Genomic DNA, 25419 nt, shown 5'->3' on the forward strand with positions numbered 1-25419 from the left:
TCGACAGACACGCGAAACCCCTCGTCAAAACCACTTCGGGCCAACACAAGGAGAGGCGCCACCCGGCATCCAGCCCGGTGGCGCCTCATCCTGCCCTCTTGACAGGAACCACACCCATATCAGTTGTTGGGCTTGCCGCCCTTGTCGGCCGCGTTGTCGTCGGCCTTGTCAGGCTTCTTCTCGTCGGCCTTGCCGCGATCGGCCGGCTCGTCCTCGCGCGCCTGACCCGGCGGGACCTTGTCCTCGTTGGCTGCCCCTCCGCCGTCGGGCGCGGCGGACTGCGCTGCGGTGGTGGCGGGCGCCGCCGTCGGAGTCGGCGACTGCGTCGACGGGGTGGGTGACGGAGAAGGAGAGATCGACGGCGACGCGATGGGCGATGGCGAGACCGTGCCCCCGTCCGCGTCGGGGAGCTGCGTCAGAGCGAGTGCCCCCAGCACCGTCGCGGACACGGCGACGCCGGCCGCGACCCACCAGGCACCTCCGGCCCGACGGCGTCGCGCCGGGCCCGCGGCGGTGCCTGTGGCGGACGCCATGGCCACGGTGGGGGCCATGGGGGCGGTGTCCTCACCCACGACCGGGCCGACGGCGGGCCCGCCCGCAGCGGCCGCCTCGATCGCCCGCAGCCTGGTCTCCACCTCGGCGGCCGACTCAGGACGATTCGCAGGTTCCTTGGCGAGCAGCTGCGCCACGAGCGCCTCGAGCGCCGCGCTGACCGCGACCCCGCGCGCCCTGAGCTGCGGAGGCTCACTGTGCACGTGCTGGTGCAGAGCGCCGATGAGCTGGTCGCTCTGGAAGGGCGGGTGCCCGGTGGCCAGCGCGGTGAGGACACAACCGAGGGCGTAGAGGTCGCTCCGCTCGTCGGCGGGCTCGCCCCTCGCCTGTTCCGGCGACACGTACAGGGCGCTGCCCACGACGGTGTTGGTGGCGGTCAGCGCCGGCGCCGCTTCCTGGGTAAGACGCGCTACGCCGAAGTCGACGATCTTCACCTCGTCGGCCGCGCCGAGCATGAGGTTGCCCGGCTTGATGTCGCGGTGCACGATCCCCGCCCGGTGCGCTGCCTCGAGTCCCGCCGCCACCTGGGCCCCGAGCCGTGCCACTTCCGATTCGGGCAGCGGGCCTTGAGAAGCCACCAGTTGGGCCAGCGTCGGTCCGGGGAGGAGCTCCATGACGATGAACGTCAGCCCCTCATGGGTCCCGATGTCGAACACCAGCACCGTGTTGGGATGCTGCAGCGCGGCCATGGTGACCGCCTCGCGCCGGAACCGCTCGAGCGCGGCCTCGTCGCGCGAACCCGCTGCCAGCACCTTGACGGCCACCTCGCGGTCGAGCACGGCGTCGTGCGCCTTCCACACCTGGCCCATCCCTCCGGACGCGATCAGGTGCACGAGGCGGTAGCGGTGAGCCAGCACGGCGTCGGCTTCCATGCTGTCCATCCTCCCTCGGGAGGCAACCCTGCGGGGCAAGGGCCGTCGATCGGCGGATCTGGTGGCGTGTTCGCTGTCAGATCCGCCGGTCGAGCGTCAGCCCTCCGACGGCGTGTTGTGGTAGACGCGCACCTCGGCCTGCCGGACCCGCGACAACGAGCACATCACCAGGTCGCCCGGCACCGCGACACCGTCGAACACCGCCGACGCCGTGCAGTCCCGCTCCCAACCGCGGGTTCCCTCGAGCCACATGACGTAGCGGTCCGCCCAGTGCGCGCGTTCGTCGATCCGGCGCGTCGGCCCCGTCCCGGTGAACGAGGCCACGACGTCGAGGTTGCCGCTGGTCTGGGTGTCGGCGAGGACATCGACGATCTGGACCGGCACGGTGGCCTTGGCGTCGACGGCGCTGAGCCGAGGATCGACCGCGACCTCGGCGTCGGTGGCGCGCCCGAAGCGCTCCGACTGCCCCAGACAGGTCCGTTCGACGACGCCTGGATCCCACTCGACGTCGGCCACGACGCACGTGTAGTCGAAGGTCTTGACCACGGCGCTCTTCTGGTCGTGCAGGTGGAACTCGCTGCCGGCCTGTTCGCCGCCCGACGAGTAGAAGGCCATGACGTCGGCGCCGGTGCACATGGTGCCCACCTCCTCCGACGCGAGGTCGGGACACGTCGTCCACGCCGCCATGGCGGCGTATCCGGCGAAGGTGAGCTTGAAGACCCCCGCGCGTTCCTCGGGTGAGGCGGTGGCGGTGGCGGTGGTGGCGGCGAGCGCGGCGAACGCCGTGGCTCCCGCGAGAAGGATTCGGCCGGCGGCCCGGCCGGCCTGCCTGATGGACATCTCTGTCCCTCTTTTCCGGGCACGCAGCCCTATCCCCCAGCGTGCGCCAGGGCGAAGGTGTTGTCAATGCCCCGCGAATCGGCCGCGGGGGTCAGCGGGGCTGCGTCGAGCGACGGACCACCAGCTCCGGCTGGAACACCGTCTGGCGGGGGATGAGCTCCGGGTCCGCCGCCTCCTCCAGCAGGATGCGTAGGGCCGTCCTGCCGATCGTCGAGCTCGGCTGGCGCAGCGACGTCAGCGGGACGGCGGCGGCTGCGGCGAAGGCGATGTCGTCGAACCCCACCAGGGCGATCTCCTCGGGCACGCGCATGCGGCCGTCCTCCACCAACGCCTGGAGCACCCCCAACGCGATGAGGTCGTTGGCGGCGAACACCGCGTCGGGGCGTTCCCGGGCCGGTCGGGTGAGGATGCGGTTGCCCGCGGCCGCCCCCTCCGCGACCGTCATCGCGGCGGTGGGGATGACTTCGATCTCCACCCCGACGGCGTTCTCGGCGGCTACGCGCGCGCCGGCGAGCCGGTCGGTCACCTCGTGGAGCTCGAACGGCCCGCCGACGAATGCGATCCGACGGCGCCCGCCGGCGATGAGGTGCTCCACCGCCATCCGTCCACCGGCGATGCTGTCGACGGAGATCGAGCTGAACCTGTTCTGGCCCGAGTAGCGCCCGACGAGCACGGCGGGGATGCCGCGCTGGCGGAGCTTCTCCAGGCGATTGAACACCTCGCCGAACGGGGCGATGAGCAGCCCCCGCACCTGGTGCTCCTCGAAGAGGTCGATGTACATGCGTTCGCGCGCGGGATCCTCGGCGGTGTCGCCGAACAGGATGGCGATGCCGTGCTGCGTGGCCTCGTCGCCGGCCCCCCGGACGACGTCGTTGTAGAAGGGGTTCTGGCCGTCCATGACGACGAAGCCGACGGTGCCGCTGACGCCCTGCCGGAGCTTCCGCGCAGCCTCGTTGCGGACGTATCCGAGCTCGTCAATGGCCTGTTGCACCCGCAGGGCGGAGTCCGGCGACACCACCTCCGGGCGGTTGAGGACGTTGGACACCGTGCCCACCGACACGCCGGCACGCTGCGCGACATCCCGGATGCTCACGCCGGCCATGCCGACCTCCCTCCTCACGATTCCGCATCATTTGTCCTCGATGACTTGACCAAGCGGACCGTGCTGCTTACTGTAGCCCTGAAGCGACGTTGAATCGATTCAAAGTTGGCCTCCAGGGATGAAGGCTATACCACTCAAAGAGGAGACCCTAGTGACCGATACGGTTACCGATCCGGCGACGCCGGCGCTCGAGCTGTCGCGGGTCGTGAAGTCGTTCGGTGCCGTCGTCGCGCTCCGGTCGGGAAGCCTGCGTCTGGACAAGGGCTCCATCCACGCGCTGATCGGCGAGAACGGCGCGGGCAAGTCCACGCTCGTCAAGATCGTCGCCGGCCTCTACCGTCGTGACGCCGGGGAGTTCCGCCTCGACGGCGAACCGGTGGACTTCCACAGCACCGCCCAGTCGAAGGCCGCCGGCATCGCCGTCATCTACCAGGAACCCACGCTGTTTCCCGACCTCTCGGTCACCGAGAACATCTTCATGGGCCGCCAGCCGGTCGGCACCCTCGGCCGCATCGACCGCAAGGCCATGCGCGAGGAGGCCACGCAGATCTTCGAGCGGCTCGGCGTCCGCATCGATCCCGACCGACTGACCGAGGGTCTGTCCATCGCGGACCAGCAGATCATCGAGATCGCCAAGGCCATCTCGCTCGACGCCCGCGTGCTGATCATGGACGAGCCGACGGCGGCGCTGAGCGGCGTCGAGGTGGAGCGGCTGTTCGCCGTCGCCCGCAGCCTCCGCGACGAGGGACGCGCCCTGGTGTTCATCTCGCACCGCTTCGACGAGGTGTTCGAGCTGTGCGACACCGTCACGGTCATGCGCGACGGCTCGTACATCGACACCCTGCCCATCGCGGACACCTCCGTCGACGAGCTCGTCCACCTCATGGTGGGCCGCGACGTCACGGAGATGTTCCCCAAGCTGCCGGCCGACATCGGCGAGGACGTGCTCGTCGTCGACGGCCTCACCCAGAAGGGCGTCTTCCACGACATCTCCTTCACCGTGCGCTCGGGTGAGATCGTCGGCCTGGCCGGGCTGGTCGGGGCGGGGCGCAGCGAGGTGGTCCGCGCCATCTTCGGTGTCGACCCGTACCAGAGCGGCTCGGTCACCGTCAGCGGCAAGGCGCTGCCGAAGGGCAACCCCAAGGCCGCCATGGCCCGGGGCATCGCGCTGGTGCCCGAGGACCGGCGCAAGCAGGGGCAGGTGCTGGAGCAGACGGTGTCGCGCAACCTCACGCTGGCCATTCGGCACCGCCTCGCGAAGATGGGCCTCATCTGGGGCGGGGTGGAGAACGAGAGCGCCAAGGTCTGGGCCAGCCGACTCGAGGTCAAGACCGCCGCACTCGACGCCGAGACCGGAACGCTCTCGGGCGGCAACCAGCAGAAGGTCGTCCTCGCCAAGTGGCTGGCGACGAACCCCCGCGTCCTCATCGTCGACGAGCCCACCCGCGGCATCGACGTCGGCACCAAGGCCGAGGTGCACCGCCTCATCTCCCAACTCGCCCAGGAGGGGCTCGCAATCCTGATGATCTCGTCTGAACTACCCGAAGTGCTCGGCATGGCCGACCGCGTCCTGGTCATGCGCGCCGGCCGCCTGACGGGCGAGTTCGACCGCTCCGAGGCCACCCCGGAGGCCGTCATGTTCGCCGCGACGGCCGAGGAGGTCGCGTGATGACGACGACGGCGGCGGCGCCGCGCCGCTCGGTCCTTGGCGTCGCCGGGGGTGTGCTCAAGGCGCGCGAGACGGGCATCGTCATCGCCCTGGTGGCCGTCGTGATCGCGGCGACCGCAGTGAATCCCACGTTCATCTTCTCCGGCGACGGCTTCCGTGACCTGCTGCTGACGCCGTCGCTGCTCATGGTGGTGGCGCTCGGCCAGGCCGTGGTGATCATCACCCGCAACGTCGACCTGTCCGTCGGCTCCGTCGTCGGGCTCACCGCCTACATGACCGGCCGGCTGTTCATCGACGTCCCGGGCATCCATCCGGCCCTCGTGTTCCTCGCCGGCATCGCGCTGGGCGCGCTGCTCGGGCTCATCAACGGTGCCCTCGTGGCGTTCGCCAAGGTGCCCGCCCTCGTCATCACGCTCGGCACCATGTACATCTACCGCGGCATCAACGTGGCATGGACCGGCAGCGACCGGATCAACGCCTCCGACATGCCCGCGTCCTTCCGCGGGCTCGGCACGCAGGACGTGCTGGGCATTCCGCTGCTGACGCTGCTCGCCGTGATCGTGCTGGTGTTCACTGCCTGGTACCTGCGCAACCTGCGCAGCGGCCGCGAGCTCTACGCCATCGGCTCCGACCCCGACGCCGCGCACCTCTACGGCCTGCGCGTCACCCGCCGTGTCCTGGCCGCGTTCATCGTCTGCGGCGCGCTGGCCGGTCTGGGCGGGGTGCTGTTCGCCGCCCGCTACGGCACCGTCAGCTCCAACGCTGGATACGGCTGGGAGCTGCAGGCCATCGGTGCGGCGGTCATCGGCGGCGTCGCGATGTCGGGCGGCGTCGGCACCGTCTGGGGGGCCGCCTTCGGGGCGTACCTCCTCCTCACCATCAACCGGGCGCTGCCGATCATCGGCATCCAGGACTTTTGGCAGCGCGCCGTCGTGGGCATCCTCATCATCGGCGCCATCATCCTGGACCGCGTCCTCGCGCTCCGGCAGCACCGTCGTCTCGTCGCGGCGAGGGAGGAAGTGAAGTGATGAGCACGGCAACGGCCCTCACCGAGAAGCCCACCCGGGACTACAAGGCGTACCAGCACCCGCTGTGGCGCCGCCTGCTGATCAATCGGGAGGCCGCCATCATCGGCCTGCTGATCCTCGTGGTCATCGTCGCCATGCTGACGGTGCCGAACTTCGACAGCCCGCTGACGATGACCTTCCTCATCAGGGAGATCGCGCCCATCCTGCTCATCGCGCTGCCGATGACGCTGATCATCATCACCGAGGAGATCGACCTGTCGGTGGCCAGCATCCTCGGCCTGTCGAGCGTGGTGACCGGGCTCGGCGTGCAGGCGGGCTGGTCACTGCCCGTCGCCGGTCTCGTGGCCATCCTCGTCGGCGTGCTCGCCGGCGTGATCAACGGATCGCTCATCACGTTCGTCGGGCTCCCGTCGCTGGCCGTGACCATCGGCACGCTGGCCCTCTTCCGCGGCATCGCGGTGGGCCTGCTCGGCACCACCGCCATCAGCGAGTTCCCGGAGTACTGGACGGACCTGGCCCGCGCCAACATCCCCGGCACCCCCGTCCCGCTGATCATCGTCCCCTTCATCGTGCTGGCCATCGTGTTCGCGGTGCTGCTGCACTTCACCCCCTTCGGCCGGTCGCTGTACACCATCGGCCTCAACAAGGAGGTGGCCGCGTTCTCGGGCATCGACGTGCGCATGACGAAGTTCTGGCTGTTCGTGATGAGCGGCACGGTCTCCGGCTTCGCCGGCGTCTACTTCACGCTGCTGTACAACAACGCCCGTGGCGACAACGCCATCGGCATGGAGCTGTTGATCATCGCCTCCGTCCTCCTGGGCGGGGTGTCGATCTTCGGCGGTCGCGGGGCCCTGCACGGCGTCATCGCCGGCGTGTTCCTCATCGGGACGATGTCCAGCGCCCTGCGCCTGGCCGGCGTCACCAGCGACATCATCAACGTCATCACCGGCACGGTGCTCATCCTGTCGGTGGTGTCTGCAAGCTTCCTGGCCTGGATCCGCACCAATCGGATCGCCGCCATCGGGAGAAAGAAGGGCCAGGCGGGCTCCACCGGCGCACCGGCCTGATCCACCCTGGAAGACACGGTCCAACGAAGGGCCAAAGAAAGGACACAGCAATGTTCACCAAGGGACCCAAGACCCGCCGCTTCGGCGTCGGTCTGGTCGCGATCGCCGCTTCGGCGGCCCTCGCACTGTCCGGCTGCGCCGACTCGGGCACCGAAGGCTCGGCCAGCGCGCCCGCGACCAACGGCGGCGGCGAAGGCGGGGGCGTCAGCGTGACGTTCCTGCCGAAGAACCTCGGCAACCCGTACTTCGACACCTCGAACGCGGGCGGCAAGGAGGCCGTGGAGGAGTTCGGCGGCACGTTCGAGGAGGTCGGGCCCACGGAGGCGTCGCCGACCGCCCAGGTGCCGTTCATCCAGACGGCCGCCCAGCAGGGCGTCGGGGCGCTCGTCGTGTCGGCCAACGACCCCGAGGCCCTCTGCGATGCACTGGACGAGGCGCGTGGGGCCGGCGTGAAGGTGGTCACCTTCGACTCCGACACCAACCCCGAGTGCCGCGACCTGTTCATCAACCAGGCCACGGCGGAGGGCATCGCCAAGGTCCAGGTCGACCTCATCACCGAGCAGATCGGCGACGAGGGCCAGATCGCCGTCCTGTCAGCCTCGGCCAACGCCACGAACCAGAACGCCTGGATCGACATGATGAAGACCGAGCTGGAGGCGAACCACCCGAACGTGGAGCTCGTCGAGGTCGCCTACGGTGACGACGACGACCAGACGTCGTTCGACAAGACCGCGGCCCTGCTGCAGACGTACCCGGAGCTCAAGGGCATCGTGTCCCCGACGACCGTCGGGATCGCCGCCGCGGCGCGCTACCTGTCGACGTCGGACTACAAGGGCAAGGTCATGCTGACCGGTCTCGGCACGCCGAACCAGATGCGCGAGTACGTCGAGGACGGCACCGTCGAGGCGTTCGCCCTGTGGAACCCGGCCGACCTCGGCTACCTGGCCGCGTACGCCGCTCAGGCCCTGGTCAACGGCGACATCACCGGCGCTGAGGGCGACGAGTTCGAGGCCGGCAAGCTCGGCTCCTACACCGTCGGCGCGGACGCCTCCGTGCTCCTCGGCGACCCGTACGTGTTCAACGCCGGGAACATCGCCGACTTCGACTTCTGAGTCGACGGCATCGACACGAGGCGCCGCCCGGGTTCTCCCGGGCGGCGCCTCTGTCGTGTGCGTAGTGCCGCGTCAGCTGCTCAGGCCGTACGCGCGGTGGACCAGCACGATGGGGTGCACGGTCTCGACGCCGCTCGACTTCTCGATCTGCCAGCGGCAGGTCTCGGTGTCGCAGGCGGCGAGGCCGTCGTTGTTGGCCTGCACCATGTCGAACAGCGGCTGGCCGACGGCCTGGGCGATCTCGTACTTCTCCTTCTTCAGCCCGTAGGTGCCGGCGATGCCGCAGCAGGTCACGTTGCTGTCGATGACCTCGAGCCCCGGGATGAGCCGCAGCAGGTCCGACGCCGGGGTCCCGATGCCCTGGCTCTTCAGCTGGCACGGGGCGTGGTACGGCAGCCGCATCTCGACGGGCCGGAAGTCGGTCGGCAGCTCGCCCGCGGTGTGCAGTTCCATGAGGAACTCGGAGATCTCCCGGATGCGGGTGCCGACGTCGAGGAGCTCGGGGTCGTGGATGCCGAGGATCTGGTGTGCCTCGTGCTTGAGCATGCCCGTGCAGCTGCCGGCGGTGCTGATGATGGTGAGGTCGGTGCCCGGGGTGCGGAGCTGGTCGACGAGGCGGCGCACGGACGCGCTGGCCTGTTCGAACAGCCCGTTGCTCTGCTCGGCCAAGCCGCAGCAGCCCTGGTCGGGGACGATGACCTCGTAGCCGATGTGCTCCAGGACCTCGATGGCCTTCTTGGCCGCGTCCACCTCGAAGTAGCCGCCGGCGCAGCCGTGGAAGTAGACCAGCGCGCCGCGCGTCGGAGCCTTCGTCGGCTTCGGGCGCTTCTTCAGCCACTTGTGCAGGGACTCGCCCCGTGCCGTCGGCATCGGCGCGTCGCGGTGCACGCCGACGACCTTCTCCATGGCGTAGCGGGCCAGCTTGTTGTCCAGCACGGCGTTCGCGATCGGCGCCACGGGCGTCATGGCCTTGCCCATGAGCACGGTCTGCGTGATCATCCGGTCGCGCACGGGCACGCCCTGCTCGGCCTTCATGACCGCGCGTGCGAGCGAGTTCAGCTCCGCGACGTTCACGCCCTGCGGACACACCACGCTGCAGGTGCCGCAGCTGGAGCAGTAGTCGACGGAGTGGTCGACGGATTCCTCGTCGCGGAACCGCTCCGCCTGGGGGCCCACGAACTTCGGACCGGAGAACAGCGGCGTCACGGCCGCCACGGGACAGGCGGTTTCGCAGATCGTGCACTTGACGCACATGTCCAGGCTCATGCGCTGCAGTTCGGTGTTGAGCCGATCGCGCAGCGCCTGGGCCCGCTCGTTCCGCGACTTCTCGCTCATCGTGCACCTCCGGTGATGTGGTCGGCGGCCCGGACGGCCGTGGCGACGGCGATGCCGTCGCCGGACTTCTCGCGCCAGCGCTCCGCGCCGGCGATGATCCCGCCCGCGACGTACAGGTTCGGGTGGACCGCCGCGCCGTCGGGCCCCGCGGGCCGGCCGGCGTCGTCGGTGCGCACGCCCACCTCGAACAGGGGATGCGGGCCCCAGTAGACCTCGGGGATGAGCGGCCCGGCATCGGTCGCGGTCAGCGGGAGGCCGAAGACGGGCTCGGTGATCGTGCCGTGTGAGTCGACGTCGAGGGCGCCGCTCTCGAAGCCACCGGGGGCGAACACGAACGACGACGCCCGCAGCGCCCGGGGACCGCCCGCGGCGGCGAGCGTGACGGACGCGATGGTGCCGCCGTCGGCGGCCTCGAACCCGACGATCCGGCTGCCCTGGATGAACCGGACCCCAGCGGCGCGGACCAGCCCGAGCAGGGCGTCGTACAGCCGGATCCCCGGCACCGACGGCGGGGGCAGCGGAATCTCGCACACGTCGCGGCCGATGGCCTCGGCGACCTGGCGCCAGACGCCGCGTCGCCGCACCCCGAGAACGGCGGGCAGGGCGACGACGTCGGCCTTGCCGGCCACTGCCGCGACGTCGCGGGCGAACCGGTCGGCGAACGCCTCGTCGTCCATGGCGCGGGCGTAGGTGAGGGGGGTCGGATCGGCCTCGCCCCGGCGGGCGGGCAGGTCGATGAACGCCGAGTGCGCGGCCAGCCGCGATCCGTCGGGCGCGGTGGTGCGGGCGAGGTTGCCCGCGATGAGGTCGGCTGGGAAGTCCTTGAGCTGACGGACCCCGACGACGGCGTAGCTGCGTCCGCCCGCGGCCTCGCCGGCGATCATGGACGGCTGGGCCAGCGCCGTCGGGCGGAGGGCGCCGACCGCCGTCGGCAGCTGGTAGTTCCGGGAGGCGTCGCCGACCAGCAGGTCGGGGCCCAGGACCTCCGCGAGCCAGGTGACGGCCGAGCCGACCGCGTCCGCCCCGATCGAGGCGTACGGGTGCCCGGGCGCGACGGCGGCCACCGCGTCGAGCGGCCGGGTCACGCGATCAGGGGTGTAGCCGAGGACGTCGATGGTGCCCTGGGAGAGCTGCAGCCCGCCCGGGCCCTTCGTGGCCAGGGTGACGGACCGCCCGGCGCGGGCGAGCCGCAGGGCGGCGGTGAGGCCGGCGAGGCCGGCCCCGATGACGACGACGTCGCTCATCGCACGATCTCCTCTTCAGGCTGGGGCAGGTGCTCGACGTCGAGCGTTCCGGCGAAGATCCAGTGGTCCAGGGCCGTCTGGCGCACCTGTTGGCCGTAGAGGATGGGCCACAGGCCGATCCAGCGGTGCTTGAGGAACAGGCGCAGCAGCCCGGAGGCCCGTTCGGCGTCGGCGACCTGTTCCGAGCAGGCGAGGCCCGCCGCGCGAGCCGCGCAGAAGCCTCCCTGACAGGGGCCCATGCCGAGGCGGAGCTGGCGGCGGAGGTCGTCGAGCGTGGCGTCGGGCTGCTCGTGGAGGGCCTTGACGAACATCGAGCGGTTCATGAGCTCGCACTCGCAGATGATCGGGTCGTCGAGGCGGTCCTCCTCGCGGTCCTCGAGCCGGTGCGTGACCGTGTAGAGGCGGCCGTCGCGGCTGCCGGGGACCACCTCGTCGGCCGTCGTGCACGGGCGATCCTCACCGAGCTGCTCGTTCATGGCGTCGACGATGTGCTCGGCCATCAGGCGGTAGGTCGTGAGCTTGCCGCCGCCGATGGTGAGCATGCCGAGGAGGCCGTCGCGCTTCGAGTGGTCGATGACGGCCATGCCGCGGCTCATGTGGCGGGTGTCCTCGACGGAGACGCGCTTGTCCTTGATCAGCGGGCGCGAGCCCGACCAGGCGTGCAGCGCCCGGGCCTTGCGGAAGCCGGGGATCATGGCCTCGCCGGCGTCGAGCATCTGCTGGACCTCGTTGCGGGGGATGGGCAGGTGGTCGGGGTCGGTCTCGTGGACGTCGGTGGTGCCGATGATCGAGACGGTGTGGACGGGGACGAGGATGTCGCCGTCGGTGGGGTAGACGCAGCGGTTGATGACCGTGTTCACCAGCCGGTGGTTCATCGCGATCATGATCCCGCGGCCCGGCACGACCTCGACGGGGCTGGCGCCGGCCATCTCGGCGATCTGTCCGGCCCAGGGTCCGGCGCAGTTGAGGACGAAGGTGCAGTCGATGCGGACGTCCTCGCCGCCCTTCTCGTCGCGGCAGAGGACGGCGGCGACGCGGTCGCCGTCGCGTTCGATCTTGGTGACCCGGTGGTAGGTGAGGATCGTCGCGCGGTGCTCCATCGCGGAGCGGGCGGCGCCCCAGACGAGCTGCCAGCCGTCGACCGAGCCGTCGGCCACCTCGATGGCGCGCTGGATGCGGGGGTCGAGGCGCGGCTCGCGGCGCAGCGCCTCCTTGACGGAGATCTCCGTGGCGGGGACGCCGGTGGCCCGGGCGCCCTCCAAGAACTTGTCGGCGTAGGCCGGGTCGTCGCCGGCGAGGGTGACGAAGAAGCCGCCGGTGTCCTCGATCGCGCCCGGCTGGATCCGGCGCAGGATCGCGTTCTCCTCCGCGCACTCGGTGGCGGACCCGGGGTCGCTCACGACGTAGCGGCCGCCGGAGTGCAGCAGGCCGTGGAACCGGCCGGTGGTGCCCTGTCCGAGGTCGACCCGCTCCAGCAGGACGGCGCGGTACCCACGCATGGCGGCGTCGCGCACCACCCCCAGGCCGGTCGATCCACCCCCGATGACCACGACGTCGGTGTCGAGACGCTTCATTGTGTCCCCTCCTTGGGCCTCAGCACGGTTCTACCACGATGCCCTGTCTCCGGCGCGACAACGGACAAGCGGCCGCATTTGTGCAGGCGGTGGTCTAAGCGGGCGGCCCATTGTGCACAGCAGGGCGTGTATGCGAACTGCAATTCGTGGTTGACAGTTCGTGGGTTCGTGCTGTTCACTAGGACGCACGGAGGGGAGTATCCCCCAGGCGCCTCGTCGTCACTACGGCCCGCGATCGGGCCCGGCGAGCCGGTCCTCACGTGGGCCGGGAGAGACCTCCGATCGGACTGATTCGCTCGGAAAGGGACTCGTCATGGACGTCTCCATCTGGATGTGGGCCGCGGTGCTCGGCGTCATCCTCGTCATGCTCGCCGTCGACCTCCTCGCCCACCGCGACGCCCACGTCATCCGCGTCCGGGAGGCTGCCGCGTGGAGCGCCGTGTGGGTCGCGCTCGGGGTCGGGTTCGGGGCGCTGCTGTGGTGGTGGCAGGGCCCTGAGATCGGGCAGCAGTACTTCGCCGGCTACCTCATCGAGAAGTCGTTGGCCGTCGACAACGTGTTCGTCTGGGCCGTCATCTTCAGCTACTTCGCGGTCCCGCCGAAATTCCAGCACCGCGTGCTGTTCCTCGGCGTGCTCGGGGCGCTGGTGCTTCGCGGGGCGTTCATCGCCGTCGGCGCCGTGCTGATCGAGAACTTCTCGTGGATCCTCTACGTGTTCGCCGCCTTCCTGCTCTACACCGGCTGGCGCATGATCCGGCAGCGCGACGAGCACCTCGACCCCGAGCAGTCGGCGGTGCTGCGGCTGTTCCGGCGATTCGTCCCCATGACCGACGCCTACTACGGCCAGCGCTTCCTCGTCCGAAGGGGCGGCGTGCTGCTCGCCACCCCGCTCCTGGCGGTGCTGGTGCTCATCGAGGCCACCGACGTCGTGTTCGCCGTCGACTCCATCCCGGCGATCTTCGCCGTCACCAGCGAGCCGTTCATCGTGTTCACGGCCAACGCGTTCGCGATCCTCGGCCTGAGGGCCATGTACTTCCTGCTGGCCGACCTCATGCACCGGTTCGTGTACCTGAAGATCGGCCTGGCGCTGGTTCTCATCTGGGTCGGCATCAAGATGGCGCTCAAGATCGACGTGGTCTACATCCCGACGGCGATCTCGCTGGCGGTGATCGCGACGATCCTGACGGTGTCGGTGGTCGCGAGCCTGCGCGCGACGCGGGGAGCGGCCGGGCCTGCGCCCGCCGTCGAGGCGGCCGGGCCGTTCCGCATGGCGACGGAGGAGGAGCTCGCCGAGGCGGGACCGGTGCTGTCGCGGCGGTGACGCTGGGTTGGTGGTTTCCCCGACGCCGTCGGGGAAACCTTGCCGGCCGCCGGGAAAAGTGATATCACTTAGCTATCGAATTCTCGCGGAAGGACGCGCACCATGACCACCCCCCACATCCCCGATCCCACAACCGATCTCGAGGGTGACTCCGTCGGCGGCGCCCCCTCGGGCCGTCCCGTGGGCCGCGAAGGTGCCCGCGTCGACATCGAGGAGAAGAAGGCCTGGTACATCGACGGCATCCTCGCGTTCTTCGTCGCCCTCGTCATCACCGGCCTGTCCACCTGGCAGGGCGTGCTGGCGGGGATCCAACTCGAGAACAACGACGGCGGCGGCATGCGGATGTTCCTGTCCATGCTCGCGTTCCTGCTCGCCATGGTCATGTTCTCGTCGCTGACCATCATCAGCCCCGGAGACACCAAGGTCATCCAGTTCTTCGGCCGCTACATCGGCACCATCCGCCGCGCCGGCCTGCTCATGACCGTGCCCTTCACCACCAAGAAGAAGGTCTCGGTCAAGGTTCGCAACTTCGAGACCAATGAGCTCAAGGTCAACGACGCCGACGGCAACCCCGTCAACATCGCCGCGATCGTCGTGTGGCAGGTCGCCGACACCGCGAAGTCCGTGTTCGCCGTCGAGCAGTACGACGAGTTCGTCGCAGTGCAGTCCGAGTCCGCGCTGCGGCACGTCGCCACCAGCCACCCCTACGACTACGCCGGCCCCGGCGAGGAGAGCCTCCGTGGCTCCACCGAGCTTGTGGCCCAGGAGCTGGCCGACGAGGTGGCGGCGCGCATCGCCATCGCCGGCCTCGAGGTGGTGGAGACCCGCATCTCGTCGCTCGCGTACGCCCCGGAGATCGCCCAGGCGATGCTGCAGCGCCAGCAGGCGTCCGCGATCATCGCAGCCCGCGAGAAGATCGTCGAGGGGGCGGTGTCCATGGTCGAGAACGCGCTCGAGCGCCTCGAACAGCACGACGTCGTCACCCTCGACGAGGAGCGCAAGGCCGCGATGGTGTCGAACCTGCTCGTGGTCCTGACCAGCGAGTCACGGGTCACGCCCGTGGTCAACACCGGCTCGCTGTACACCTGAGCCATGGCCGAGCGTAAGGCGGTGCTGCTGCGGCTGGACCCTGCCGTCCACGACGCGTTGGCCCGCTGGGCCGCCGACGACATGCGCTCGGTCAACGCCCAGATCGAGCTGCTGCTGCGCGACGCGCTGAAGCAGGCGGGCCGGTCGCCGAAGGGCGCCGGCCCGCTCCCTCAGCGGGGCCGGCCACCCAAGGAGTGACCGACGGGGCTCACCGAGCCGACGTCACCCCGTGCGCGGCGAGCAGGTCTGCCACGGCGTCCGGCGGCGTGAGCACGGCCTGCGTGGCTGCGCCGCCGTCCCGGAGGCGCAGTGCCCACCCGATTCCACCGTCGCGGCGCGCGGGGGGACACCTCCGATCGGTCAGGCGTCCTGACTGTAGATGAGGACCGAGTAGGGCGCGATCGAGATGTTCGCGTGCGCTCCCATGCCGTCCTCACCGGTGTCGTCGTGGGCCGTCGCATCGAAGCTGTCGAAGTCGCCGAACAACGAGCTGTAGAGCCTGGCGTCGCTGTTGAAGCGCAGCTTCCACAAGCCGCCGTGCGGCATGCCGACCCGGTAGTCGGTGTAGGTCTCCGTGCTGAGGTTGACCACCACGACGACGTCATCGCCGGCCCCGTGGTCCAGCCACCGCTGGAACACGATCACGTTGTCGGCCTCGTTGACGTGATAGATGTTCAGCCCGCGGCCCGTCAGGCCCCGCGTCACCCCGCCGCGGTTCAGGCGCAGGTCGATGAGGTCCTCGTACAGCTTCGTGATGCCGCGGAACCGCTCGATCCGGTCCCAGTCCAGGGGGTCGTCGTCGGAGAACCATCCGCCCTCGAGGGCCTCTTGCCCCTGGAAGATCATCGGGATGCCGGGACTCGTCATCACCAGCGCCCCGCCGACGGTGGAGCGCTTCTGCGCGAACCATCCGTCGGCATTGCCCGGGTCGATCTCGTGCGGTACGCGCGCGGATCCGTTGGCGACCTCGTCGTGCGACTCGGTGTAGACGACCCGGCGGAACGGGTCGCCGTCGTAGTTGTGCGCGATGGCGTCTGCGATCGAGGCGAGGGAGCGCTCCTCGTCCGTCATCGCCGTGATGGCGTGCCGGACGGGGTGCACGAACTCCGCGTCCCATTGCGCGTGGAACCCAGCGCCGAAGTCCTCCGTGCCGACGATGCGGTCGTGGCCGTGCAGGTCTTCCGCGATCGAGATGCGGCCCGGGTACTCACTGCGCATCGAATCGGTGATCCAGCGCATCAGGCCGAAGCCCTCCTCGAGCTCGAACCCGCTGCCGGAGACCGAACGCATGTAGGGCGTCATGTCGAGGCGCAGACCGTCGACGTGGTACTCGCGCAGCCACATCATCGCGTTGTCGTGGATGAAGCGGCGCACCTCCTCGCGGCCGTAGTCCGGGCGCGTGTCGCCCCAGGGGGTCGCTGAGCGGTCGTCGTTGTAGAAGTAGATCCCGCCCTTGCCGTTGTCGCTCCAGCCGTCAAACTGCCAGAGGTCCAGGTCCGACGGCCCGAAGTGGTTGTAGACGACGTCGAGGATGACCGCGAAGCCCTCGGCGTGGGCCGTCTTGATGAGCGTCTTGAACGCGTCGGGCCCGCCGTAGGCGCTCTCGACCGCGAAGATGTGGGCCGGGTTGTAACCCCACGACTGGTCGCCGGCGAACTCCGCCACCGGCATGATCTGGAGCGCGTTGACGCCCAGCTCCTTGAGGTAGTCGAGCTGGTCGATGACGTCGTGGAAGCCGCCGACGCCCTCGCCGTCGGGGTTGAACGAGCCCACATGCATCTCGTAGATGACCAACTCGTGGTGCGGGGGACAGTGGGCGGAGTCGCCCTCCCAGTCGAACGCGGCGTGGTCGTAGATCACGCCGTTGCCGACCGAGTTGGTCACCTGCATCGCGTAGGGGTCGATCCGGTCGAGCACCTGGTCGCCGTTGGTGAGGTGGAACTTGTATTCATGGCCCGGCGCCGCGCCCTCGACGACGCCGTACCAGTAGCCGTGACCTTCGTCGTCGAGGGGGTTGGCCTCGCTGGACCACTCGTTGAAGTCGCCCATCACGGACACACTGTCGGCGTGCGGCGCCCAGACGCGGAACGCGACCCCGCCGTCGGTGATGATCGCACCCATTCCTGCCAGGGTCTCGTGCTCGGCCATGTGCCCCCTCCTTGTCCGTCGCCGGGACTTCACCCCGACGATCAGAGTGTGCCCGGTACGGCTCTGCACGCGCTGCCCAACGCCCCGCAACATGGGTCTGACTGGGGCTGTGTTTCGGATCCGGGGGCCCGGGTATCGAGCTGATAAGGGCAAGCGCCCTCGACGATCAATCGAATGTAGGGAGGAAGACCATGGCGTACCCGAATGAGACGCCCTTCCAGGGAACTGGCGGGACGAACGAATACGGTGCACCCCAGGTGACGACCCCGGTGCCGACGACCCCGCCGGCTGACGCGTGGACCACCCAGTCCCGGAGCGATTCGACCACCGATACAGCCAAGGACGTCGCGGCCCACACTGGTGACCGCGCCAAGGAGGCGGCCGGGACCGTCAGGGATGAGGCCGGCGCAGTCGCCGGGACGGCCAAGGAGGCGGGCGGACACGTCGTCGAGACGGCCAAGCAGGAGGCCGCCGTCGTGCTGGAGGAGGCCAAGTTCCAGGGCCGCCGCCTGCTCGACGAGTCGGTCAGCGAGCTGCGCACCCAGGCCGGCGCCGGCCAGCACAAGGTGGCCGCGCTGGCCCGCGAGCTCGGCTCCGAACTCAAGACCATCTCCGACGCCGATCCCGACGGCATGCTGAGCGACTACGTGGACCGCGCCCAGCGGTTCACCGACGACGCGGCGCAGTGGCTCGACAGCCGGGGCCCGGACGAGCTCATGGCCGAGGTGCGGCGCTACGCGGCCCGCAAGCCGTGGCAGTTCCTGGCGATCTCGGCCGGTGTCGGCTTCGTCGGTGCCCGCCTGCTGCGCGGGCTCAAGGACGCCCAGTCCGACGACACGAACCCCACTGCGCCGTCGACGCCGCGCTACGACCCGAGCCCGGTCGCGCGCCGTCAGTCCGTGGTGCCCGAGGGCACGTTCATCGAGCCCGAGTCCCGGTATGAGGGCCTCACGGCCGAAGGCGTCGACCCCTGGCGGCAGGAGCAGCGATGACGTCGCCCTACATCGACCCCACTGAGGTCGAGAAGGAGGCGAGCTACGCCCGATACAAGGCCGAAGACCGGTCCTTGGGCGAGATCGCCGGCGACCTCATCGACAACGCGACGACGCTGATCCGCCAAGAGGTGGAGCTGGCGAAGGTCGAGGCCAAGCAGTCCGCCGCCAAGGCGGGTAAGGGCGCGAGCCTCGTCGCCGGCGCCGGCGTCACCGCACTGCTCGGCCTCATCGCGCTCACCCTGGGCCTCTGGTGGGGGCTCGCCGTCCTGCTCGGGACGCGCGAGGACCCGGCCCTCGGGTGGAGCGGCGTGATCGTGGCCGTCATCTGGTTCGCGGTCGCGGCGGTCCTCGCCGTCGCGGGCAAGAACGAGTTCGCCAAGATGCGCGGCCTCCAGGAGACCGCGTCCACCGTCAAGAAGATCCCGAACGCCGCCACCGGCCATGAGGAGAAGAACCGATGAGCACGAACCCCGAGGAGATCCGCCGCGACATCGAGCGCACCCGCGCCGAGCTCAGCGAGAACGTCAACGCGCTGTCTGACAGCGCAAAGCCCGGCAACATCGTCCGGGACCAGGTCGAGGGCGTCAAGGACAGCGTCCATGGCATCAAGGAGCGCATCTTCGGCTCCGACTACGATCCCTACGACGACGGCGCCGTCGGCGCTGTCGGCGATCGGGCAGGCGCCGCCTTGGGTGACGCCCGCGAGGCGGTCGCGCACACCCCGGCCAAGGTGAAGTCCTCGACGCGGGGCAACCCGATCGCCGCCGGCCTCATCGCCGCCGGTGTCGGCGCCCTCATCGGCGGACTGATCCCGTCGACGCGCATGGAGCAGGAGCGCGCCCAACAGCTCAAGGAGGCCGCCGAGCCGGCCCTGGAGCAGGTCAAGGAGATGGCCGCCGAGGCGAAGGACCATCTGCAGCCCCGCGCCCAGGAGGCGGTCGAGAACGTCAAGGGTGTCGTCCAGGAATCGGGCGAGGCGCTGAAGGCGGACGCCGAGGTCGCCAAGCAGGAGGTGTCCGAGCAGGCCCATACCTCCGCGGACACCGTCCGCACCGACGTCGGGTCCAAGGTCGATGAGACCCGCACCGAGGTCGACGACGCGCGGCACTGACCGGCCGAGATCACCGGCCCCGTCCTCCCTGTCGGAGGGCGGGGCCGCCGTGCGGGGTTACCGGCGGGGTGCGTGACAGAACTCACCGCAGTGCGTCGTATCGAGCCGTACAGGGGCGCGGGACCGCACTGGTGTGAGGTGTGTCACGCCCGGCCGCCGAGCGGCTGGATCTCGGGGTTGCCGTGCGAGGGGGGCGGGAGCGGCGACGACAGCTCGATCGTCGGTGGGACGTCCGTGACGCGGCGCCCCGCGAGGTGGCGCGCGACCTGGGCGCCGACCGGCAGGTAGTGGAACAGGTTCTCCAGCGTGATGGGGCCCGGCGCCACGTGCGGGCCGTAGCGGAACCCGCGGAGGTGCCCGATGCCGGCGCCCGACTCGGCTCGGATGGCCTCGGCGATGAGGTCGTGCGACGTCCCGGAGATGACCAGTCCGCGACCCCGTCCTCCCCGACGGTGACGTCGAGCACGCCGACTCGGGTGCCGTCCTGACCCACCTCGGACACCAGGGCGCCGGTGGAGGTGCGCACGATCTGGCGGGTCTCCTCGTGCATGTCGGAGGACAGGACGATGTCGATCCCGGTCGACGGCATCGACCAGGGCCTGGCCGCGGGTGAACAGGGCCTCGGCGCATCCCTGGATCGTGTCGCCGGTGGTGACCAGCACGGAGTTCGGGTGCTGTTCGCGCAGGCTCGCGACGAGGGTGGCCATGCGGGCCTGCCCTCCCTCCGTCGACCCGGTGCCGTCGGCGCGGACGTGCGGCCTGGGGACGAGGTGGCCGTGCAGGTCACCGACGTGGATGAAGCGGATCCGAGCGGTCATGGCACCCACTGTGCCGCGTGAAGCTCAGGCCGTGCCGTACACCACGAAGATCAGGCGGGCGGCCAGGACAGCCGCGGCCAAGGCGGCGAGCCGGGCGCGCAGCGACGACAACCGCATGGCCGCCAGCCAGACCAGCACCGCGACACCGACCGCGGCCTGGGTCCACCAGTACGACGACGGGGTGGTCTCCGCGATGCGTCGCAGCCCGTGTGCCGCCTCACCCAGCGCGACGGCGGGGAAGACCGCGGCGGCGACTCCGCGCAGCGTCTGCTCCCCGTTGCCCCGCAGCATCCAGACCGCGACCCCCATCGCGAGGCCGCTCACGACGCCCGCGACGCACCAGAAGAGCACCATCCGCATGCCGACGGGGAACCCCCGCAGCGTCGTCGTGGAGTAGTAGCCGACCATCGCCAGCGGCCCGGCGGCCGCACCGAGCAGCGCGTGTGCCCACCAGGGGCCTCTGCAGGCGGCGGCGACGAGGCCCGTCAGCGCCACGACGGGCGTGGCTGAGTTGAACAGGGGCGCGAGGGCGTCGGGGGAGTAGGTCTGCCCGAACGACATGGCAATGCCTGCGGCGAGCGAGCCGGCCAGGGCGAGCGGGAGACAGCGATGCATGCCGTCAGGCTAAGTGTCGCCAGTGTCACAATCGCCGCCGAACCACCCCGGCCGGGGACCGCTCAGGGGCGAGATGGGTGATGACCCCGGCCGTCTCCAGAGTGCCGCTGCGCCTGCGCGACGGCGTCAGCCGCCGTGTCGATCAATGCTCGGCGTGGCCTTTGCCGAGCGGATCTGGGCCCGGGACACCGTCGGGCTCCTCGGCGACGCCGGCGTTCACGTCGCCGGCCGCGTAGGACGCGGTCAGGACCCGATACGTCCGGGTGAGGAACGCGGCGCCCGTCACGAGGAGCCCGGCCACGCTCACCAGCACGAACACGAGCGCGATGCCGCGGGCGTCGCCGTCGCCGAGCAGCCACCCCCAGTCCGAGCGGCCCTGCGGCGACTCGGCGTAGGGGATGAGCCAGAACTCGGCCAGCGGACCGATGACGAAGGCGCTGAGCGGTGCCGCCGACACCTCGACCGCCTGCGCGAAGCCGAACACCCGGCCCTGCTTCTCCAGCGGCACCACCCGCTGCAGGAGGGTCTGCTCGGCGGCCTCCATGAACGGGATGATCACCATGTAGGCGAAGACGCCGATGGCGAGCGCGACGACCGACTCCCGCAGCGTGAAGCCGAGACTCACCACCCACATGGCGACGGCGGCGATGAGCAGGGTCCGCAGCGGGTTGGCTCCGAGGCCCCACTTCGCGATGAGCGCCCCGCCCACGATGAAGCCGATGCTGGACAGGCCGAACAGGATGCCCCACGCCTCCACCGACATCAGTTCGAGGCCGTACGGGTCGAGCAGGCCCATGAAGACGCCGCCGAGGAAGTTGTTGAGGGTGGAGAACAGGATCAGGCCGATGAGCCCGGGCACGGCGATGATCGCGAGCCAGGCGGCGGAGAAGTCGACCGGCTTCGGGGCGCCGTCGGCATGGACGATGGTAGGTTCCGGGATCCGGATGAGGAGGAGGTGGACCAAGGAGGCGACGATGACGCCGATCGCGATCACGGTCACCCATCCCATCCCCAACTGCCCGATGGCCAGGCCCGACAAGACACCGGTGACGAGCATGGTCATGCCGTTGACGGCGCCGACCATGCCGTTGGCGTTGGCGCGCCGGTCGGACTCGACGAGGATCGTCACGCAGGTGCTCAGCGCGAGCCCGCGGATCATCGCCAACAGCGCCCCGGCCAGGACCAGACCGGTGAACAGCCAGAACCAGGGGCGGCCGAGGTCGATGAGCGTCGCGGCGGGGGTCAGCAGGTAGACGGCGCCGGCGAGGAGGAACACCACGGCGGTGCCGATCGCGGACCAGACCATGACGACGTGCTTACGGAAGCGGTCCACCAAGCCGCCGAAGGGGACGCCGAGGATGGCCATGCCGAGCATGTAGGCACCACCGAGGAACGACGTCGCCAGCACGGAACGCGTCTCGAGATAGGCCCAGAACGTGATGCCGAACCACAGGAAGCTCGTGCCGAGCATCGCCGCGGCCGTGTTGCCGAGGACGTGATGGAAAGCCCGCATGCGGTGCGCCGGGTCCGAGAGCACGAAGCACCCTAACATCGGCCCCGTGCGGAATACTCGCCCTCATGGGCAAGCAGTTTCCCGAGATCTCACCGAAGCTCCGCGCCTTCATCGAGGCGCAGCACCTGTTCTTCGTGGCGACGGCCGCACGGGACGGCCGCGTCAACGTGTCGCCGAAGGGCCTCGACTCGCTGCGCGTCGTCGATGCCCACCGCGTCGTGTGGGTCAACGCTGTGGGGAGCGGCAACGAGACCGCCGCGCACCTGCTCGATCATCCGCGCATGACCCTGATGTTCTGCTCCTTCGACGCCAAGCCCCAGATCCTGCGGCTCTACGGCACCGCGCGGGCCATCCATCGCGGCGACGACGGGTGGGACGAGCTGCTCGGTCTGTTCCCCGAGTTCGTGGGGGCGCGCAACATTTTCGACGTCGCCGTCGACCTGGCGCAGACGTCGTGCGGCTTCGGGGTGCCGCTCATGGACTTTGTCTCGGACCGCGACACGATGTCGGACTGGCTGGTGAGGAAGGGCGACGGCGGGTTGCGCGCGTACGAGCGGCAGCACAATCTGGTGAGCCTGGACGGGCTGCCGACGGGGCTGCCGACGTAGGCGCCGGGCGTCGGGGCGCGGTCAGTGGCCGGGGATGTCGCGGTGTGAGAACCGCCACAGGCCGAAGCCGAGCAGCGCCGCCGCGACGACCGTCTGCACCACCAGGGGAAGCAGCGTGAACTCCTCGGCCGGCATTGCCGGCGTGTGCTCGAACGGGGAGATCTGGCGCGCCCAGTCCGGAATCTGCATGACCTCGCCGAACAGCTCGATCAACGCGCCCGCCACCACCGGGATCCACGCGAAGACCACCAGTCGGGGCGCCAGGGCGTGCAGCGCGGCCGCCAGGGCCAGCACCATCAGCACGCTCGGCAGCCCGGCCGCGGCGCCCGCGACGGCGTCGCCGACCAGGCCGTAGTCGCCGTCGACGCTCCCGGCGAACAGCCCGGAGATGACGGCAGCCACCAGCCCGATCGCGGCGACCACGACGGCGATGACCAGGAACTGCCCGGCCATCCACGCGGCGGGCCGCACGCCGGTGGCGAGCACGGGCTCGGCCCGGCCGCCCACCTCCTCTGCGTCAACCTTCTGCCACGCGATGACCGCGAAGATCGCCAGCATGATGCGGAACATCGTGACGGTGAGCGTCAGGTACCCGCTCAGGGCAACCTCGGCGCCGCCCATCAACTGCTGGAAGATGTCCGGCAGTTCGGCGAAGGCGTCCACCATCGCGCCCGTGAACGAGCCGTACATGAACGACGCGAGCGTCAGCCCCACCGCCCACCAGAACGATTGCGTTCTCTGCAGTCGCCACGCCAGGGTCAGCGGGCTGCGCAGCCACGTGGGCGCCGTCGCCCTGCCACGACGGGGCTGCAGGATGCCGGCCCCGACGTCGCGGCGGGCGGACAACATGAACCCGACGGCGATGAGGATCGCGGCCGTCGCCAGGAGCAGCCCGACGGGCCACCACCGGTCGTCGTGGAACACCCGCGTCTGCTGCGCCCAGGCCAGCGGCGACAGCCACGACACCCAGGTGCCGTGCTCACCCGGCCCCGCGGCCATGTCACCGACACCGCGGATCACCCACGACGCCGCCAGCACCGCCCCCGCCAGACCACTACCGGCCGACGAGAAGGCGCTGAGCTGAGAGGTCACCGTCGTCACGCCCGCGAAGACCAGGCCCAGGGCGCCGGTGGTGGCACCGAGTAGCAGCGACGACGACGGGTCGCTGTCGTACGCGATCAAGGCCCCCGCGATCAGGCCGCCGACCGCCACGTTGGCGATCAGGGCGAGCAGCACGGTGGAGGTCAGCGGCGCGTAGCGCCCGACGACGCTGGCCCGCACGATCTCGGCGCGCCCGGTCTGCTCCTCGAGCCGCGTGTGCCGCGACACCAGCAGGATGTTCATCAGCGCCGTGAACAGGAGCAGATACAGCCAGTAAACGCTGGCGAAGATGATCTGGTGGGTGAGTTCCGTCGGGGCGACGTCGACGCCGTAGCCAGGTCCGGTGAACAGCGTCAGCGACGGGTTGGCGATCAGCCCGACGATGGGCGCCAGGTCCTCGGGAGTGGCGAAGATCGTCTTGTACGCCGTCATCATGTACGGCACGAAGGCGGCGAGGCCGAGCACCCAGATGGAGAGCTTCACCCGGTCCCGGCGGGCGGCGAACCGCAGCAGCGGCCCGGTGGCGGTCAGGGTCTCGCTCATCGGGTGGCCTCGCCGTAGTGACGCAGCAGCATCTGCTCGAGTGTCGGCGGATGGGCGACGATGGACTGCAGCCCCGCGGCGCTGAGCTGCGACATGACGCTGCCGATGTGCTCGCCGTCGACCTCCATCGTGACGCGGTCGCCGTCGACTTGGGCGTGGTGCACCCCGGTCATGTGCGCCAGTCCGTTGACCGGAGCGGTCGTGATCGCCTGGATGGTGGTGCGACGCAGGTGCCGCATGCTGGCCAGCGTGCCCGTCTCGACGATGCTGCCCTCGCGGATGATCGACACCGTGTGGGCCAGCGCCTCCACCTGACCGAGGATGTGGCTGGAGAGCAGCACCGTGGCCCCGCGGGCCACGAGCCCACGGATCTCGTCCTGGAAGATCGCCTCCATCAGTGGATCGAGGCCGGAGGTGGGTTCGTCGAGGATGTAGAGGTCGGCGCGGCTCGCGAGCGCCGCCACCAGCGCGACCTTCTGCCGGTTGCCCTTCGAGTAGGTGCGGCCCTTCTTCGTGCGGTCCAGATCGAAGCGCTCGCAGAGCTCAGCGATACGCGTCGGCTCGCCGTCGCCGCGCAGCCGGGTCAGGATGTCGATCGCCTCGCCGCCCGTGAGCTGGGGCCAGAGTTCGACGTCGCCGGGGACGTAGGCGATGCGACGGTGGAGGTCGACGGCGTTGCGGATCGGGTGGCCGCCGAGCACCGTCGCGGTGCCGGAGTCGGGGCGGATCAGGCCGAGGAGGATGCGGATGGTCGTGGTCTTGCCGGCGCCGTTGGGGCCGAGGAAGCCGTGGACCTCGCCCTCGCGGACGTCGAGGCTGAGCCGGTCTAGGGCCACGGTGCGGCCGAAGGTCTTGGTGAGATCGCGGATCTCGATGGAGTTGGTCATGGTGTGCCTTGGGGTTGGGGCTGGGGGGATTGGGTTGGGGGATCGACGCCTGCGGCGTCGGCTTCGAGACTCGCCCGGGTGCTGCGCACCGGGCGCGACCTCAGCGAACGGGACGGGCGCGACCTCAGCGAACGGTGCAGGCGCGACCTCAGCGATCGGGACGGGAGATCGACGCCTGCGGCGTCGGCTTCGAGACTCGCCCGGGTGCTGCGCACCGGGCGCGACCTCAGCGAACGGTGCAGGCGCGACCTCAGCGATCGGGACGGGCGCGACCT

At 70.1% G+C, this 25419-nt stretch carries 23 protein-coding genes; 11 read left to right on the forward strand and 12 right to left on the reverse strand.

Annotated features, from left to right (window positions below; translation table 11 throughout):
• Positions 1 to 119: 119 nt before the first annotated feature.
• From ACFQPD_RS08450 to ACFQPD_RS08460, 3 genes are all read right to left on the reverse strand, one after another.
• Positions 120 to 1424: a serine/threonine-protein kinase gene (locus ACFQPD_RS08450; protein ID WP_385900078.1), complete on the reverse strand. Its 1305-nt coding sequence runs from the start codon at positions 1422 to 1424 to the stop codon at positions 120 to 122.
• 96 nt (positions 1425 to 1520) lie between these two features.
• Positions 1521 to 2264 (reverse strand): hypothetical protein, encoded by a 744-nt coding sequence (locus ACFQPD_RS08455; RefSeq protein WP_385900080.1) that lies wholly within the window; start codon positions 2262 to 2264, stop codon positions 1521 to 1523.
• Positions 2265 to 2355: 91 nt separating this feature from the next.
• Positions 2356 to 3384, reverse strand: coding sequence for a LacI family DNA-binding transcriptional regulator (locus ACFQPD_RS08460; RefSeq protein WP_385900082.1), 1029 nt, complete (start codon positions 3382 to 3384; stop codon positions 2356 to 2358).
• A gap of 133 nt (positions 3385 to 3517) precedes the next feature.
• On the opposite strand from ACFQPD_RS08460, the gene ACFQPD_RS08465 reads away from it, so the two are divergent.
• From ACFQPD_RS08465 to rhaS, 4 genes are read left to right on the forward strand one after another with little or no spacing between them, the layout of a single operon-like run.
• Positions 3518 to 5035, forward strand: a complete 1518-nt coding sequence (locus ACFQPD_RS08465; RefSeq protein WP_385900084.1) for a sugar ABC transporter ATP-binding protein — start codon at positions 3518 to 3520, stop codon at positions 5033 to 5035.
• Positions 5035 to 6063, forward strand: coding sequence for an ABC transporter permease (locus ACFQPD_RS08470; protein WP_385900377.1), 1029 nt, complete (start codon positions 5035 to 5037; stop codon positions 6061 to 6063). Before ACFQPD_RS08465 ends, ACFQPD_RS08470 begins: the two co-directional genes overlap by 1 nt.
• Positions 6063 to 7130, forward strand: coding sequence for an ABC transporter permease (locus ACFQPD_RS08475; RefSeq protein WP_353082235.1), 1068 nt, complete (start codon positions 6063 to 6065; stop codon positions 7128 to 7130). The genes ACFQPD_RS08470 and ACFQPD_RS08475 overlap by 1 nt, the downstream gene beginning before the upstream one ends.
• 50 nt (positions 7131 to 7180) lie before the next feature.
• Positions 7181 to 8242, forward strand: coding sequence for a rhamnose ABC transporter substrate-binding protein (gene rhaS, locus ACFQPD_RS08480; RefSeq protein ID WP_385900085.1), 1062 nt, complete (start codon positions 7181 to 7183; stop codon positions 8240 to 8242).
• A 72-nt stretch (positions 8243 to 8314) separates the two neighbouring features.
• On the opposite strand, the gene ACFQPD_RS08485 is transcribed toward rhaS, so the two are convergent.
• From ACFQPD_RS08485 to glpA, 3 genes are read right to left on the reverse strand one after another with little or no spacing between them, the layout of a single operon-like run.
• Positions 8315 to 9577 carry an anaerobic glycerol-3-phosphate dehydrogenase subunit C gene (locus ACFQPD_RS08485; RefSeq protein ID WP_385900087.1) on the reverse strand — a complete coding sequence of 421 codons (1263 nt, stop codon included), beginning with the start codon at positions 9575 to 9577 and terminating at the stop codon, positions 8315 to 8317.
• The gene (glpB, locus tag ACFQPD_RS08490; RefSeq protein WP_385900088.1) at positions 9574 to 10821 is read right to left on the reverse strand and encodes a glycerol-3-phosphate dehydrogenase subunit GlpB; all 1248 of its coding nucleotides are present in this window, start codon (positions 10819 to 10821) and stop codon (positions 9574 to 9576) included. Before glpB ends, ACFQPD_RS08485 begins: the two co-directional genes overlap by 4 nt.
• Positions 10818 to 12395 carry an anaerobic glycerol-3-phosphate dehydrogenase subunit GlpA gene (gene glpA, locus ACFQPD_RS08495; protein WP_385900090.1) on the reverse strand — a complete coding sequence of 526 codons (1578 nt, stop codon included), beginning with the start codon at positions 12393 to 12395 and terminating at the stop codon, positions 10818 to 10820. The genes glpB and glpA overlap by 4 nt, the downstream gene beginning before the upstream one ends.
• Positions 12396 to 12708: 313 nt before the next feature.
• Between glpA and ACFQPD_RS08500 the strand changes: the two genes are divergently transcribed.
• From ACFQPD_RS08500 to ACFQPD_RS08510, 3 genes are all read left to right on the forward strand, one after another.
• The gene (locus ACFQPD_RS08500; protein ID WP_385900092.1) at positions 12709 to 13716 is read left to right on the forward strand and encodes a TerC family protein; all 1008 of its coding nucleotides are present in this window, start codon (positions 12709 to 12711) and stop codon (positions 13714 to 13716) included.
• 102 nt (positions 13717 to 13818) lie between these two features.
• On the forward strand, positions 13819 to 14805 hold the full coding sequence (locus tag ACFQPD_RS08505; protein ID WP_353082241.1) for an SPFH domain-containing protein: 987 nt from the start codon (positions 13819 to 13821) through the stop codon (positions 14803 to 14805).
• A 3-nt stretch (positions 14806 to 14808) separates the two neighbouring features.
• A complete protein-coding gene (locus tag ACFQPD_RS08510; RefSeq protein ID WP_068751794.1) occupies positions 14809 to 15003 on the forward strand; it encodes a hypothetical protein in 195 nt (64 codons plus the stop codon).
• Between the two features lie 162 nt (positions 15004 to 15165).
• On the opposite strand, the gene ACFQPD_RS08515 is transcribed toward ACFQPD_RS08510, so the two are convergent.
• Positions 15166 to 16953, reverse strand: coding sequence for an alpha-amylase family glycosyl hydrolase (locus tag ACFQPD_RS08515; protein ID WP_385900094.1), 1788 nt, complete (start codon positions 16951 to 16953; stop codon positions 15166 to 15168).
• Positions 16954 to 17144: 191 nt separating this feature from the next.
• Here ACFQPD_RS08515 and ACFQPD_RS08520 point away from each other — a divergent pair, with 191 nt between their 5' ends.
• From ACFQPD_RS08520 to ACFQPD_RS08530, 3 genes are read left to right on the forward strand one after another with little or no spacing between them, the layout of a single operon-like run.
• Entirely contained in the window at positions 17145 to 17945 is an 801-nt protein-coding gene (locus ACFQPD_RS08520) for a hypothetical protein (protein WP_385900095.1), read from the forward strand.
• The gene (locus tag ACFQPD_RS08525; protein ID WP_385900097.1) at positions 17942 to 18409 is read left to right on the forward strand and encodes a phage holin family protein; all 468 of its coding nucleotides are present in this window, start codon (positions 17942 to 17944) and stop codon (positions 18407 to 18409) included. The genes ACFQPD_RS08520 and ACFQPD_RS08525 overlap by 4 nt, the downstream gene beginning before the upstream one ends.
• On the forward strand, positions 18406 to 19059 hold the full coding sequence (locus ACFQPD_RS08530; protein ID WP_385900099.1) for a DUF3618 domain-containing protein: 654 nt from the start codon (positions 18406 to 18408) through the stop codon (positions 19057 to 19059). Before ACFQPD_RS08525 ends, ACFQPD_RS08530 begins: the two co-directional genes overlap by 4 nt.
• A 143-nt stretch (positions 19060 to 19202) precedes the next feature.
• On the opposite strand, the gene ACFQPD_RS08535 is transcribed toward ACFQPD_RS08530, so the two are convergent.
• From ACFQPD_RS08535 to ACFQPD_RS08545, 3 genes are all read right to left on the reverse strand, one after another.
• Positions 19203 to 19877 (reverse strand): 5'-nucleotidase C-terminal domain-containing protein, encoded by a 675-nt coding sequence (locus ACFQPD_RS08535; protein WP_385900100.1) that lies wholly within the window; start codon positions 19875 to 19877, stop codon positions 19203 to 19205.
• 24 nt (positions 19878 to 19901) lie between these two features.
• Positions 19902 to 20492, reverse strand: coding sequence for a DUF6518 family protein (locus ACFQPD_RS08540; RefSeq protein WP_385900101.1), 591 nt, complete (start codon positions 20490 to 20492; stop codon positions 19902 to 19904).
• A 142-nt stretch (positions 20493 to 20634) separates the two neighbouring features.
• Complete coding sequence (locus tag ACFQPD_RS08545; protein WP_385900102.1) at positions 20635 to 22029, reverse strand: MFS transporter; 1395 nt, start codon at positions 22027 to 22029, stop codon at positions 20635 to 20637.
• 41 nt (positions 22030 to 22070) lie between these two features.
• Between ACFQPD_RS08545 and ACFQPD_RS08550 the strand changes: the two genes are divergently transcribed.
• Positions 22071 to 22613, forward strand: coding sequence for a pyridoxamine 5'-phosphate oxidase family protein (locus ACFQPD_RS08550; RefSeq protein ID WP_385900103.1), 543 nt, complete (start codon positions 22071 to 22073; stop codon positions 22611 to 22613).
• Positions 22614 to 22634: 21 nt separating this feature from the next.
• Here ACFQPD_RS08550 and ACFQPD_RS08555 read toward each other — a convergent pair whose 3' ends face one another.
• Positions 22635 to 24257 (reverse strand): ABC transporter permease, encoded by a 1623-nt coding sequence (locus tag ACFQPD_RS08555; RefSeq protein WP_385900104.1) that lies wholly within the window; start codon positions 24255 to 24257, stop codon positions 22635 to 22637.
• The gene (locus ACFQPD_RS08560) at positions 24254 to 25144 is read right to left on the reverse strand and encodes an ABC transporter ATP-binding protein (protein WP_385900106.1); all 891 of its coding nucleotides are present in this window, start codon (positions 25142 to 25144) and stop codon (positions 24254 to 24256) included. Before ACFQPD_RS08560 ends, ACFQPD_RS08555 begins: the two co-directional genes overlap by 4 nt.
• Positions 25145 to 25419 lie beyond the last annotated feature (275 nt).

The organism is Tessaracoccus sp. O5.2, assembly GCF_964266725.1.
Taxonomy (GTDB): Bacteria; Actinomycetota; Actinomycetes; order Propionibacteriales; family Propionibacteriaceae; genus Arachnia; species Arachnia lapidicapta.